10 protein-coding genes are annotated in these 12,460 nt (G+C 61.8%); all 10 read left to right on the top strand.

What is annotated here, in order from left to right; all coding sequences use genetic code 11:
- The first annotated feature begins 24 nt into the window (after window positions 1-24).
- The 10 genes from ACP6KB_RS14405 (at window position 25) to ACP6KB_RS14360 (ending at window position 12,451) form a co-directional block, all read left to right on the top strand.
- Window positions 25-873 (top strand): type 1 glutamine amidotransferase domain-containing protein, encoded by an 849-nt coding sequence (locus ACP6KB_RS14405; RefSeq protein WP_442107523.1) that lies wholly within the window; start codon window positions 25-27, stop codon window positions 871-873.
- A 143-nt stretch (window positions 874-1,016) separates the two neighbouring features.
- Window positions 1,017-3,347: a tetratricopeptide repeat protein gene (locus ACP6KB_RS14400; RefSeq protein ID WP_442107521.1), complete on the top strand. Its 2,331-nt coding sequence runs from the start codon at window positions 1,017-1,019 to the stop codon at window positions 3,345-3,347.
- Between the two features lie 87 nt (window positions 3,348-3,434).
- Window positions 3,435-4,409: an AAA family ATPase gene (locus tag ACP6KB_RS14395; RefSeq protein ID WP_442107519.1), complete on the top strand. Its 975-nt coding sequence runs from the start codon at window positions 3,435-3,437 to the stop codon at window positions 4,407-4,409.
- 3 nt (window positions 4,410-4,412) lie between these two features.
- Complete coding sequence (locus tag ACP6KB_RS14390; RefSeq protein WP_442107517.1) at window positions 4,413-5,372, top strand: DUF58 domain-containing protein; 960 nt, start codon at window positions 4,413-4,415, stop codon at window positions 5,370-5,372.
- Complete coding sequence (locus ACP6KB_RS14385) at window positions 5,369-5,875, top strand: DUF4381 domain-containing protein (RefSeq protein ID WP_442107515.1); 507 nt, start codon at window positions 5,369-5,371, stop codon at window positions 5,873-5,875. Before ACP6KB_RS14390 ends, ACP6KB_RS14385 begins: the two co-directional genes overlap by 4 nt.
- Window positions 5,862-6,863 carry a vWA domain-containing protein gene (locus ACP6KB_RS14380; RefSeq protein ID WP_442107513.1) on the top strand — a complete coding sequence of 334 codons (1,002 nt, stop codon included), beginning with the start codon at window positions 5,862-5,864 and terminating at the stop codon, window positions 6,861-6,863. Before ACP6KB_RS14385 ends, ACP6KB_RS14380 begins: the two co-directional genes overlap by 14 nt.
- A gap of 1 nt (window position 6,864) precedes the next feature.
- On the top strand, window positions 6,865-8,460 hold the full coding sequence (locus tag ACP6KB_RS14375; RefSeq protein ID WP_442107511.1) for a VWA domain-containing protein: 1,596 nt from the start codon (window positions 6,865-6,867) through the stop codon (window positions 8,458-8,460).
- Window positions 8,457-9,761 carry a hypothetical protein gene (locus ACP6KB_RS14370; protein ID WP_442107509.1) on the top strand — a complete coding sequence of 435 codons (1,305 nt, stop codon included), beginning with the start codon at window positions 8,457-8,459 and terminating at the stop codon, window positions 9,759-9,761. Before ACP6KB_RS14375 ends, ACP6KB_RS14370 begins: the two co-directional genes overlap by 4 nt.
- Before the next feature lie 42 nt (window positions 9,762-9,803).
- The gene (locus tag ACP6KB_RS14365; RefSeq protein WP_442107507.1) at window positions 9,804-10,805 is read left to right on the top strand and encodes an HAD family hydrolase; all 1,002 of its coding nucleotides are present in this window, start codon (window positions 9,804-9,806) and stop codon (window positions 10,803-10,805) included.
- A gap of 80 nt (window positions 10,806-10,885) precedes the next feature.
- Window positions 10,886-12,451: an arylsulfatase gene (locus ACP6KB_RS14360; protein ID WP_442107505.1), complete on the top strand. Its 1,566-nt coding sequence runs from the start codon at window positions 10,886-10,888 to the stop codon at window positions 12,449-12,451.
- Window positions 12,452-12,460: the final 9 nt, after the last annotated feature.

Here is a 12,460-nt window from a genome sequence, read left to right as displayed (position 1 = left end):
CCACAGACCTGCAGGAGCATCACTATGCGCACGCTATCCACCCTGGCACTCGCCCTGGGCACCACGCTGCTGGCCGGTACGGCGCCGGCTGCCAGCAAGGGCGAGGTGCTGGTATTGCTGTCCAGCGAACAGCAATTGCCACTCAAAGACGGCAAGCAGTACCCCACAGGGTTTTACCTTAACGAGTTCGGTGTGCCTGCGGATCAACTGCTCAAGGCTGGCTACACACTGGTATTGGTGACCCCGAAAGGCAACAAACCGAGTGTCGACCAGCGCTCGATCGACCCCATGTATTTCGCTGGCGATGCCGCAGAGATGCGCCGTATCCAGACGCTGGTCGAGGGCCTGCCCGGCATCAATGACAGCGTGTCGCTCAAGGAAGTGTTGGAGGGCGATCTCGACCGCTTTGCCGGGCTGCTGATCCCGGGCGGCCATGCGCCCTTGATCGACCTGGCCAACAACCCGCAAGTCGGCGCGCTGCTGCGGCACTTCCACCAGGCTGGCAAGCCCACGGCCGCCATCTGCCACGGGCCGATTGCGCTGCTGTCGGCGCAGGACGATCCGCTCGGTTACCAGGCGGCATTGACCCGAGGTGAAAAGCCGGCAGCAGCTAACTGGATCTACCAGGGCTACCGCATGACCATTTTCGCCGACCCGGAAGAGCAGGTGTTCGAAGGCTCGCTTAACGGTGATCGCATTCAATTCTACCCAGCCGCCGCCATGGCCGGTGCGGGAGGTGACATGAACTACGCCCAGGCCTGGTCGCCGAATGTGGTGGTCGATCGTGAGCTGATTACCGGCCAGAATCCGTTCTCTGACCACGCGCTGGCCAAGGAGCTCCTGCACAAGCTGGACGCGGCAAAGGCGCTATAGTGCTTTGGAATAAAAAGTAGCGCTTTTTAGCATTACACCAAGACCTGCCTACACGGATGCACTACCCTAAGCCCCACGGCCAACGCTGCTAGCCGATAAGAAAGCCCGGATCAGGGCGCTGAGATTCGACCGTGGAGCAAGGAATGAGGCAACACACCCTGGTGTCCCGCTATTGCCAGCGGATCCGCTCATATGCAGCCCTGATGCTATTGGCCGGTGTGTTACCGGCTTGGGCTGCCAGTGCTCCCGCCACACCGCTGCCCGGACAGGCCAGCGTGGCCGAAGGCTACGTTGCCACGGCCAGTTGCCTGGGCTGTCACACTGAGCAAGCCAAACAATGGCAAGACTCCGACCATGGCTGGGCCATGCGTGACGCCACCGGCGCCAACGTGCTGGGCAACTTCAACGATGCACGCTTTGACGAGGCCGGTGTCAAGGCGCGCTTCTTTCGCAAGGGCAAGCAGTTCTTCGTCAATACAGAGGGCGAGCAGGGCAAGGCCGAAGACTTCCAGATCCTCTACACCTTCGGCCACTACCCGCTGCAGCAATACCTGGTGGCTTTGCCCCGTGGACGCTTGCAGGCTCTGACCATCGCCTGGGACAGCCGCACCAGCGGTGAGGGCGGCCAGCGCTGGTTCTCGCTGTACCCCGGCCAACGCTTTGCCCCCAATGATCCGCTGCACTGGACCGGGCGCTACCAGAACTGGAACGGCATGTGCGCCGACTGCCACTCCACGCGCCTGATGAAAAACTACAACGACCGTGACGACAGCTTTGCCTCGACCTGGCAGGAAAAGAACGTCGGTTGCCAGAGCTGCCACGGGCCAGGCCAGGCCCATGTTGACTGGGCCAAGGCAAACAAAGCGGCGCAGCCGAGCTATGCCACAGCCAAGGACATTGGTTTGCAGGTGGACTACAAGGCGCTGGGCAGCCAGGGCCTGGTCGAGCAGTGTGCGTTTTGCCACAGCCGTCGGCAAACCCTCGGCGCCGGGCAACTGCCGGGTCACCCACAGCTGGACCAAAGCCTGCCCGCGACCTTGCGCAGCGGCCTTTATCATGCCGATGGCCAGATTGACGGCGAAGTCTACGAATATGGCTCGTTCACCCAGAGCAAGATGTATGCAGCGGGGGTAGGCTGCACCGACTGCCACAACCCGCACACCAGTAAGGTCAAGATCGAAGGCAACGGGCTGTGCTTGCAATGCCACAACGAGCAGCCGCCGCGGGCGCGTTTCCCCAGCCTGCAGGCCAAGAACTACGACAGCCAGGCGCACCATCACCACACGCCAGGCACGGCGGGCGCCCAATGTGTCAGTTGCCATATGCCGACTAAGACCTACATGGTGGTCGACCCCCGGCGTGACCATAGCCTGCGCATTCCACGCCCCGACCTGGCCAGCAAGGATGCCAGCCCGGACGCCTGTACCAGCTGCCACACAGACCAGCAGCCGCAGTGGGCCGCCAAGGCCATCGAAGGCTGGTTCGGGCAGCCACAGCGTCCGCCTCACTATGGTGAGAACTTCCATGCGGCGCGCAGCGGTGAGGGCATCCCCTTCAATGCGCTCAATGCCGTGCTGGCAGATAAAGGCAAACCCGCGATTGTCCGCGCCACGGCGGCTGAACAGCTGGCCGACCTCGGCCCCCGTTCCGTCATTAGCCTGGGCTGGGCGCTGAACGATCCGAGTGCCCTGGTGCGTGCCTATGCGGTTTCCGGTTTTTCCAGTGTCCCGGCAGCGCAACGCCTGCAGCCGCTGTTGCCGCTGCTCAAGGACCCGAGTCTGGCCGTGCGCGATGAGGCTGTCAGGGCCTTGGCCGATGTGCCGGCCGAGCAACTGCCGGTGGAGTCGCGCGAGTCGTTCAAAACCTTGCTGGCAGACTACGAGCAACGCTTGCGCGGCAACGCGGATCTGCCCGGTGGCCGTCTGAACCTGGCAGTCCTGTTGAACCGGCAGGGCCGTGGCAACGAAGCAATGGATGAATACCGCCAGGCCTTGAAGCTCGACCCGTACTTTGTGCCCGCGCGGGTCAACCTGGTAACCCAATTGAGTGGCGCACAACGCCTGGACGACGCCGAGCAGGTGCTACGCGAAGGCCTCGCGCTGGACAAAATGCCCCCCGCCGACCACGGCAACCTGGCCTATATGCTGGCCTTGTTGCTGGTTGAGCAGGGCAAAGCCGAGCAGGCACTGGAGTGGATGGAAACCGCAGCCGTGGCGCTGCCGGGCAATTCGCGGATTCGCTACAACCAGGGTTTGCTGTTGTCGCGTCTGAATCGCCGTGATGACGCTATCAGTGCCCTGCGCAGCGGGTTGCAGCAGTCGCCAGACGATCCGGACTTGCTCTATTCGCTGATTTACCTACATGCCTTGGCTGGGGAGCGTGATGAGGCGTTCGAGTATGTAAAACGCATGCGCCAGGTTGCGCCGGATGACCCGCGCCTGCAGGGGATCGAACCCTATTGGCAAAAACCCTGAGTGTGTATCGCCTGTAGTCCGTTGGCTTGCGAGCAGGTCAGCGGCTGCTAGGATCAATCCATTGCCAGCCAGTCAGGGACTGCACTAATGACCATACGTGAGCAGGTAGCGGCGCTGGAGGCCAGTGTGGCGCAGCAGGTTCTGGGGCAGGCCGACACTATCCGGCACGTGCTGCTTGGGCTTCTGGCCAATGGTCATGTGTTGCTGGAAAGTTTGCCGGGCCTGGCCAAGACCCGCACGGTCAAAGCCCTGGCCACCCACCTGGATGCCAACATGCGGCGCATCCAGTTCACCCCGGATCTGCTGCCGTCGGATATCACCGGCGGGGAAATCCTGCAGCAAACCGCCGAGGGCAACCAGATCAAGTTCCAGCCTGGCCCGCTGTTTGGCAATGTGATTCTTGCCGACGAGATCAACCGGGCACCGGCCAAGGTCCAGGCCGCATTGCTCGAAGCCATGGAAGAGCGGCAGATCACCGTGGCCGGGCACAGTTACCCGATGTCGGGATTGTTCATGGTTCTGGCAACGCAAAACCCCATCGAGCAAGAAGGCACCTATCCGTTGCCGGAAGCGCAGATGGACCGCTTTCTGATGAAGCTGCAACTGGACTACCCCAAGATCGAAGACGAAACCCTGGTGTTGCGCCTGGTGCGTGGCGAAGATCAGCAAGCCGGCAAGGCGGCGCCAGCGCCCCAGCGTTTGCCGCAAGAGGTGGTATTTGCCGCACGGGCAGAAGTCGCGGCGGTACAGGTGGCCGAGGCCATCGATCGCTATGTGATCGACCTGGTCAACGCCACGCGCAGGCCGCACGACTACGACGATGACCTGGCCCGCTGGATCAAGATCGGTGCCAGCCCGCGTGGTGGCATCAGCTTGGACCGGGTGTCGCGCGCGCATGCCTGGCTGTCGGGCAATGACTATGTTTCACCGGACGATGTGCGTGCCGTGGTGCACCCGGTCCTGCGCCACCGTTTGCAGCTGTCCTACGATGCGATCGCCGATGGCGTCAGCGCCGATGAGGTGATCGACCGGCTGCTCGATCGCGTTGCGGTCCCGGCCTGAGCCATGCCGGGACCACAATCGGGTAGCCGCAGGGCCGATGGCCAGGTCTACGCGTCGTTGGCGCAACTCATGGCGCTGGAGCACCGTATCCGCGGCCTGAGTTTTCTCGCGCGCCAGCCACTGGCGAGCATCCTGTCCGGCAACCACGCGTCGCGCCTGCGTGGCCGTGGCCTGAGTTTCGACGAACTGCGCCGCTACATCCCCGGCGATGACCTGCGCCATCTGGATTGGCGCGCCTCGTTGCGTTTCGGCAAACCCTTCGTGCGCACCTTTACCGAAGAACGCGACCGCCCGACGTGGCTGTTGATCGACCAGCGCATGAGCATGTTCTTTGGCTCGCAACGCAGTTTCAAGTCGGTGACCGCCGCCGAACTGGCAGCGCTGTCGGCGTGGATTGCCTTTCACGCGGGCGACCGCGTTGGCGGCCTGGTATTTGACGACCAGCAGGTGCAACCTGTGCGGCCGTTGCGTAGCCGGGCGCGAGTGGAAGCCTTGTGCGCCGCAGTGATACGCAGCAACCACGCACTGTCAGCCACAGGCCCTGATGCCGAAGGCGCCGATCAGTTGGATCTGGTACTGCGCACCTGCATCGCCAATGCCGGGCACGACAGTCTGGTGTGCATCATCAGCGACTTTTCCGGTGCTTCAGCGCACACCTTGCAGTTGCTGCGCCAACTCAGTGCACACAACGATGTGATCGCCATGCAGGTGTACGACCCGCTCGCACTGGCGTTGCCGCAACAGGGGCGGGTGACCGTCACCCAAGGTCAGGTGCAGGTGGAGCTGGAAATCGGCCGGCGTCATGTGCACCGGCCCATGGCCGAGTTTCTTTCCGGTCGATTGCAGCAGGTCGCCGAGCTGCTGCAACGTAGCCAAGTGCCGGTAATGATGATCAGTACCGGCGAAGATGCGCTGATGCAAGTGCGCCGCGAGCTGGGCCGGCTCTCGGGAATTGTGCGATGACCACGCCAGCGCTGCCGAACATCGATCAGTTGCAGGAGCTGCCGCTGACCACGCCGCCGTTCAGCTACCTGCCGCAGACCTGGGGCTGGCTGGTACTGCTGCTGATGGTGCTGTGCGCCACCGCGTGGTGGGCGCTGCACCGCTGGCGGCGCTGGCAACGTGATCGCTACCGGCGCGAAGCGCTGCTGATGCTCGAAGGCCTGGAACACAGCTTGAGTGACACGGCAGGGCGCCTGCGCGGCCTGCGCCAGTTGCCGGTGCTGCTTAAACGTGTGGCCTTGTCGGCGACCAGCACTGCGGCGGTGGCCGCGCTCAGCGGTGCGCAGTGGCAGGCATTTTTGACCACCCATGCCCGAGTACCTTTGCCGGAACACTTCGCGACGCGCCTGTTCTCCCTGGCGTATGCGCCAGATGCCGAAGTCCTGGGCATCGGCGAAAGCGAGGTGCAGACGCTGTTTGCCGCCAGCCGAACCTGGATCGAGACCCATCATGTGGCAGTTTGACTACCCCTGGGTGTTGCTGCTGTTGCCGCTGCCCTGGCTGGCCTACCGCTACCTGCGCGCTTATCGCGCCGCGCGCAGCTCACTGCGGGTGCCGTTTTTCGCGGCCATGAGTCGGGCGGTTGGCCAGCAGCCGGGCACCCCGGCGGCAAGCGCCGGGCGGTGGCAGTTACTGCTGAACCTGCTGGTCTGGGCGCTGATCATCGCAGCCTGCGCCCGCCCGGTGTGGGTCGAACAAGCCATCGAAAAGCAACAGCCGATTCGCGACATGATGCTGGCGATTGATATCTCCCAGTCCATGCAGACCACCGATTACACCGACGCCAACGGCGTGCAGAGCGACCGTTTGACCGCAGTCAAAGGCGTGGTGCGCGACTTTATCGCGCAGCGTAAGGATGATCGCATCGGTCTGATCGTTTTTGGCACCGCAGCCTACCCGCAGGCGCCGTTTACCCTTGATCATGCCAGCCTTGGGCTGCTGCTCGACGAAGTCGGCATCGGTATGGCCGGCCCGAATACCGCGCTGGGTGATGCCATTGGCCTGAGTATCAAGCTGTTCGAACAGGCCAAGGAACAGGAGAAAGTGCTGATCCTGCTGACCGATGGCAACGACACCGGCAGTGCCATTACCCCTGAGCACGCTGCGCAACTGGCCAAGCAGCGCGGCATTCTGGTCCACACCATCGGCATTGGCGACCCCGAGGCCAGCGGCGATGCCAAGGTTGACCTGACGGTGCTGCAGAATATCTCGCGCACCACCGGTGGGCGCTTCTTCCGCGCCGATGACCGCCACGCCCTGCAAACGGTGTATGCGACCCTGGACCAGATCACCCCGCACCAGGTCAAGACCCTGAGTCACCAACCCAAGCGCGACCTGTTCTGGTGGCCGTTGGGCGCGGCATTGCTGTTGTTGCTGCTCAGCCACAGCGTGACGGCAGTGTCGGGCTGGCTGTTGCAGCGCCAGGCACCCGGTACCGAGCCCGGAGGCTGACATGGACATCGACCTCAGCGCCTTTCACTTCCTGCGCCCGCTGTGGCTTTTGCTTCTGGTCCCGGCGCTTGTGCTGCCGTGGGCCTGGATGCGTCGACATGACCTGCGCCGGCAGTTGCACGGGCTGATTGCCCCGCACCTGGTCGAGGCCTTGCTGATTACCCCTGAGCAGCAGCCTCGTGTGCAGCCTGTGCACCTGCTGGCGCTATTGCTGGGCTTGGGCGCAGTGGCCGCCGCCGGGCCGACCTGGACCCAGGACACGCCTGATTTTCTCGACAACCGTGCGGTGTTGATTCTGGCCGTCGACCTGTCGCCGTCGATGGATGCCGACGATGTACCGCCTTCGCGGCTGATCGCGGCCAAGCACACCTTGCATGACCTGATTCAGCGCCGTGCCGGTGCCCGTACGGCGCTGATTGCCTATGCCGGTAATGCGCATCTGGTGTTGCCCGCCACTGAAGACCCGGCCTTGCTCGACAGCTTCCTGCAAGCATTGAGCACCGATCTGATCAGTCAGCCCGGCAAAGACGTGCTCGGCGTGATCGAGCAAGCACAGAAACTGCTGGATGCCGAGAAGATGCCCGCCACCCTGTTGTTGGTCACCGATGGGGGGGCGCCGGAGCAGTTGCAGGGCATTTCCAAGCGACTGTCCGGCAGCGACCTGCAAGTGCTGGTACTGGCAGTCGGCAGTCAGGACGGTGGGGTGCTGCTGGATACCAAGGGGCGTCCACGCATTGCCGAAGATGGCCAACCAGTGCAGGCAAGCTTCGATGCCCAGGGCTTGAAGCAGCTGGCACAAGCGGCCGACGCCCCGCTGGGTAGCCTGACCCTGGACGATGACGTTTTGGACTGGATCACCCTGCATGCGCAGCAGCACTTGCAGGCGGTTCAAGGTGATCAGCAACAGGTGCACTGGAAGGACGCAGGGTATTGGCTGTGCTGGCCTTTGGCGCTAATCGCGCTGTGCTGCGTGCGGCGTGGCTGGCGCGTGAACTGGCTTGGGTTGTGGCTGGTCGTGCTGTTGAGCATGCCCGCTGAACCGGCGCGGGCCGGGGCCTTGGCCGATGCCTTTTTTACCCCGGACCAGCAAGGCCGCTGGGCTTTTGAGCATGGTCACTTTCCTCAGGCAGCCGAGCACTTTCACGATCCGTACTGGAAAGCGCTGGCGGCCTACAACGCGGCGGACTATCCGGCAGCGCTGGCTGGCTTTGCCCGGCTCGACAGTGCTGCGGCGCAGTTCTACCTGGGCAATATCTATGTACGCCTGTTCAAGTTCCCCGAGGCGATCAGCGCCTATCAGCAGGCCCTGCACAAACAGGCAGAATTTCCCCAGGCCAGCGCCAACCTGGCCCTGGCCCAGGCCTTGCTCAAAGACTATGAAGACCAGCAACAGGCCGGTACCCCCGATGAGAAGGCCGACAAAGTGGTCGAAGACCAGACCCCCAGTGCCGGCGCGCAACAAAAGCAGCTGACCACCGCGCAGGCGGCCTCGGATCAACAGTGGTTGAACAACCTGACAACCTCGCCAGCGCAGTTTCTCAAACGCAAGTTCATGCTCCAGAACGCCGCACGCCAAGCGCCTGAGGGTCAGCCATGAAATTGCTGCTGATGATGCTATTGGTGTGCGCACCGCTGCTGGCCAGCGCCGCGCCTGAAGTCCGGGTGCAAAGCCGTCTGCTGCCGCAGGCCGAAGTCGTGGTGGGCGGCACACTCAGCATGGAGGTCGATCTGCTGGTCGATACCTGGTTCACCGCCGCACCGATCCTGGCCAAACTCGAACTGCCCGGTGCCTTGGTGACGCCGCCTGGCGGCGAGGCGCAACACCTGAACCAGACGCTCGATGGCAAGACCTTTTTTGGCCTGCGTTACACCTACCAGATCACTCCACAGACGGCGCAGTCGTTCACCATCCCGGCGCTGGCCTTTCAGGTGCAGCCGGGGCAGGGCAGCGGCCTGGTGACGCTCAACAGCCAGCCGTTGAGCTTTGTGGCCAAAGCGCAAGCCGGTGCAGGCAATCAACCACACCTGGTGGCCAATGCACTGACGATCAGCCAGACCTTGCAACGTTCGCATGAACCCTTGCGGGTTGGCGACAGTGTTACCCGGCAGGTTTCGATTCAAGCGCAAGGCGCCCAGGCCATGCTGATTCCGCCGCCCGCATTCGCCCAGGTTCCGGGGTTGAAGCGCTATGTGCAGACCCCCAGCGTCAGTGCCTTGAGCGACGGCCGTGGCGGGGTGTTAGGTGGTCAGCGCGAAGACAGCGTGACCTATGTGATCGGCGAGGAAGGCAAACTCAGCCTGCCGGCCATTACCTTCACCTGGTGGGATGCCAGCACTGGACAAACACGCACCGCATCACTGGAAGCGTTGGACTTCGAGGCCGTTAAAGGCAGCTACAACGCGCCGTTCTCCATCAACGACGATTTACGCGCGCTGGGGCGCCAGGCGCATGTGCGCTTATCCGGGCACGGCGTGTTGCTGGCGGTATTGCTACTGGCTGGTGCGGGCTTGATCTATGTTGCCCGCCCTTGGACGCGCACTGCACTGGCCGGCTACCACGCCTGGCGGCAACGTCGTCATACAGCCTGGCTGGCGTCTGCCGATTACGCCTGGCAACTGATGCGCCAGCAGTTGAGTGAGCGTCCGTTGCAACTGAGCGGGCTGTACCTGTGGGTACGGCGTAGCAGTGGAAAACGGACGCTGTCGGCATTTTCTGATCAATTATCCGACTCAACGGTTAATCGTTCACTAGACTTGCTCAAGATTCGCTTCAGGCCCGGTTTTTCGGGAGATGCTCCCCCTGCAAACATGCTTGAAACGCTGGAGCAATCGCGTCAGCAGTTAACGAAAGGTACAGATGCCCCATTGCCGCATGGATTGAAACCGCTGAATCCCTGACTTCAACCGCTCAGGCCCCAGGTGACACTTCAAGGACGCGCTATGCCTCAACCACTTCGTTTGCGTTGGCTGTTCAGTCTGCTGTTTTTGTTACCGCTGCTGGCGATGGCCGCCGATCCGCTACCGTCCTGGTACAACGGTGCCTCGCGTCAGGCGATCGAGCAGTTTGTCAGTGCGGTGACCGAGGAGGGCGGCAAAGACTACGTCGCGCCCGCCGAGCGCATTGCGGTGTTCGACAATGACGGCACCTTGTGGAGCGAGCAACCGCTGTACTTCGAGGTGCTGTTTGCCCTGGACGAAGTCAAGCGCCTGGCCCCGAAACACCCCGAGTGGAAAACCCAGCAGCCGTTCAAGGCTGTGCTGGAAGGCGATCAGAAGGCCCTGGCTGCCAGTGGCATGGACGGCATGCTGAAGATCGTCGCCGCGACCCATTCAGGCATGAGCACCGAGGCGTTCATTGCCCAGACCCGGCGCTGGCTGGCTACCGCCGTGCACCCGAAAACCGGTAAGCCCTACACCGAGATGGTCTTTCAGCCGATGCTGGAGGTGCTGCAGTACCTGCGTGCCAATGGCTTCAGAACCTACATTGTTTCGGGCGGTGAAGTCGCGTTTATGCGTGCATTTGCCGAAGAGGTCTACGGCATTCCACCTGAGCAGGTGATCGGCACCACCCTCGATGCACGTTTTCAAGACAAGGACGGTCAGTTGTCGATTCAGCGTCTGCCGAAACTCACGCATAACGACGATGGCCCAGGTAAACCGGTCAGCATCGATTCGATCATTGGCCGCCGGCCGATTCTGGCCTTCGGCAATTCCGACGGAGACTTGCAAATGCTCCAATGGACCATGGCCGGCCCCGGCAAACGCTTTGCCGGCCTGGTACACCACACTGACAGCAAGCGCGAATGGGCCTATGACCACGACAGTAAAGTCGGTCGTCTGGACAAGGCCTTGATAGTTGCCAACAAGCAGGGTTGGACCGTGGTAGACATGGCCCGCGAGTGGCAGCGTGTCTATCCCTTCGACACCATTGATAGCCAGTAAACCCAAACCGCAGGCGTACAGTCCCTTTTGTACGCGAAGTCGTGGCCAGCGTCAGTAATGCCAGACGGAGACAAGGCCATATGAAACTGAGTAAGAGGTGGTTAACGACACTAACCCTCGCCGCAACGGTGGCGACGGCAACCAGTACCGCATTCGCTGCGGATAAACCCAACATTCTGGTGATCTTCGGGGATGACATCGGGCAAACCAACATCAGTGCCTACGGCAAAGGCGTAGTGGGTTACCAGACCCCCAACATTGACCGGATTGCCAAAGAAGGCATGATCTTCACCGATTACTATGCGGAGAACAGTTGCACGGCGGGTCGCTCGTCGTTCATCACCGGCCAGTCACCGCTGCGTACCGGGCTCTCCAAGGTCGGTATGCCGGGCGTGCCGGTGGGCCTGCAGGCGCGGGACGTGACCATTGCCCAGGCGCTCAAGGCGCAAGGCTATGCCACCGGGCAGTTCGGCAAGAACCACTTGGGTGACCGCGATGAGTACCTGCCGACCAACCATGGTTTTGACGAGTTCTTCGGTAACCTCTACCACCTTAACGCTGAGGAAGAACCTGAGCGGCCCTACTGGCCCAAAGATGACCCGGACTTCATCAAAGCCGCGTCGCCTCGCGGCGTGATCAAATCCAGCGCCGATGGCAAGATTGAAGACACCGGTGCGCTGACCAAACAGCGCATGGAAACCATCGACGACGAGACCACCCAAGCGGCGATCAACTTCATCGATAAGCAGGTCAAGGCCGATAAACCCTTCTTCGTCTGGATGAACACCACGCGCATGCATGCCTTCACGCACGTGCGCCAGTCGATGCAAGGGCAAAGTGGCATGCTCGGCAACGAGTACGCTGATGGCATGCTGGAACACGACGGCGATGTCGGTAAATTGCTCAAGACGCTCGATGATTTGAAGATCACTGATAACACCATCGTGGTCTACACCACCGACAACGGTCCGAACCAGTGGTCCTGGCCAGATGCGGCAACTACACCGTTCCGTAACGAGAAAAACTCCAACTGGGAAGGTGCCTTCCGGGTACCGGCGATGGTCCGTTGGCCTGGCAAGATCAAGGCAGACACCATCTCTACCCAGATGTTCTCAGGCCTGGACTGGTTCCCGACGCTACTTGCAGCCGTGGGTGACACCGATATCAAAGAGCGCCTGCTCAAGGGCGCTGATGTTGGTGGCAAGAACTTCAAAGTGCACCTGGACGGCTTCAACCAATTGGACTACCTGACCGGTAAAACCGACAAGAGTGCGCGTAAAGAGTTCTACTACTTCAACGACGACGGTGACCTGGTGTCGATGCGCATGAACGATTGGAAAATCGTGTATTGCGAGCAACGCGCTCCTGGTGGTCTGCAAGTCTGGAGCGAACCGTTCACCTGCCTGCGGGTGCCGAAGCTGTTCAACCTGCGCATGGACCCGTATGAACGCGCAGACGTGGTTTCTGACCAGTACTACGATTGGCTGACGAAAAACGACTACCTGGTGTTCCAGGCCACCAGCAAAGCCGCTGCTTTCCTGCAAACCTTTGTTGAATACCCACCGAGCCAGCGCCCGGCGAGCTTCAGCATTGACCAGATCCGTGCTGACGTAGACAAGAAAATCGAAGCGAAAATGAAACAGTAAGGCAATGCC

The sequence above is a fragment of the Pseudomonas sp. NUPR-001 genome (assembly GCF_052147955.1).
In the GTDB taxonomy this organism is placed as follows: Bacteria; Pseudomonadota; Gammaproteobacteria; order Pseudomonadales; family Pseudomonadaceae; genus Aquipseudomonas.
This window is presented reverse-complemented; position numbering and strand designations above follow the sequence as displayed.

Coding starts and splice junctions, on each gene's coding strand:
- ACP6KB_RS14360 (WP_442107505.1), top strand. CDS start 10,886: ATGAAACTGAGTAAGAGGTGGTTAACGACACTAACCCTCGCCGCAACG.
- ACP6KB_RS14365 (WP_442107507.1), top strand. CDS start 9,804: ATGCCTCAACCACTTCGTTTGCGTTGGCTGTTCAGTCTGCTGTTTTTG.
- ACP6KB_RS14380 (WP_442107513.1), top strand. CDS start 5,862: ATGTGGCAGTTTGACTACCCCTGGGTGTTGCTGCTGTTGCCGCTGCCC.
- ACP6KB_RS14375 (WP_442107511.1), top strand. CDS start 6,865: ATGGACATCGACCTCAGCGCCTTTCACTTCCTGCGCCCGCTGTGGCTT.
- ACP6KB_RS14400 (WP_442107521.1), top strand. CDS start 1,017: ATGAGGCAACACACCCTGGTGTCCCGCTATTGCCAGCGGATCCGCTCA.
- ACP6KB_RS14385 (WP_442107515.1), top strand. CDS start 5,369: ATGACCACGCCAGCGCTGCCGAACATCGATCAGTTGCAGGAGCTGCCG.
- ACP6KB_RS14390 (WP_442107517.1), top strand. CDS start 4,413: ATGCCGGGACCACAATCGGGTAGCCGCAGGGCCGATGGCCAGGTCTAC.
- ACP6KB_RS14395 (WP_442107519.1), top strand. CDS start 3,435: ATGACCATACGTGAGCAGGTAGCGGCGCTGGAGGCCAGTGTGGCGCAG.
- ACP6KB_RS14405 (WP_442107523.1), top strand. CDS start 25: ATGCGCACGCTATCCACCCTGGCACTCGCCCTGGGCACCACGCTGCTG.
- ACP6KB_RS14370 (WP_442107509.1), top strand. CDS start 8,457: ATGAAATTGCTGCTGATGATGCTATTGGTGTGCGCACCGCTGCTGGCC.